Genomic DNA, 752 nt, shown 5'->3' with positions numbered 1-752 from the left:
TCCGCGACGAGTTCTGCAAAACTCCGCTTCGGCGTCCAGCCCAGCACCTCGCGCGCCTTGCTGGCGTCGCCGACGAGGAGATCGACCTCGGTGGGGCGGAAATAGGTCGGATCGATCTTCACCACGGTCTTGCCGCTCTTCTCGTCGACGCCGGTCTCCTCGACGCCCTTGCCGCACCATGCGATGCGGCGGCCGATTTGTGCGAACGACAGCTCGACCATCTCGCGCACCGAGTGCATCTCGCCGGTGGCGAGCACGAAATCGTCGGGCTTGTCGGCCTGCAGGATCTTGTGCATGCCCTCGACATAGTCGCGCGCATGGCCCCAGTCGCGCTTGGCCGAGAGATTGCCGAGATAGAGCGTCTCCTCCAGCCCCACCTCGATGCGGGCAACGCCGCGCGTGATCTTGCGGGTGACGAACGTCTCGCCGCGGATCGGGCTCTCGTGGTTGAACAGGATGCCGTTGCTGGCGAACATGCCGTAGGCTTCGCGGTAGTTCACCGTGATCCAGTAGCCGTAGAGCTTTGCGACGCCATAGGGCGAGCGCGGATAGAACGGCGTGGTCTCCTTCTGCGGGATCTCCTGCACCAGGCCATAGAGCTCTGAGGTCGAGGCCTGGTAGAACCGCGTCTCCTTCTCCATGCCGAGGATGCGGATCGCTTCCAGCAGGCGCAGCACGCCGATGCCGTCGGCATTGGCGGTGTATTCCGGGCTCTCGAAGCTGACGGCGACGTGGCTCTGGGCGGCGAGATT

General features: G+C 64.6%; 1 protein-coding gene. It reads right to left on the bottom strand.

What is annotated here, in order from left to right:
- On the bottom strand, positions 1–752 hold a 752-nt coding region (gene gmd / locus IVB31_RS00005; RefSeq protein ID WP_247317124.1), incomplete at both ends, for a GDP-mannose 4,6-dehydratase.

The sequence above is a fragment of the Bradyrhizobium sp. 21 genome (assembly GCF_023073335.1).
Lineage (GTDB): Bacteria > Pseudomonadota > Alphaproteobacteria > Rhizobiales > Xanthobacteraceae > Bradyrhizobium.
This window is presented reverse-complemented; position numbering and strand designations above follow the sequence as displayed.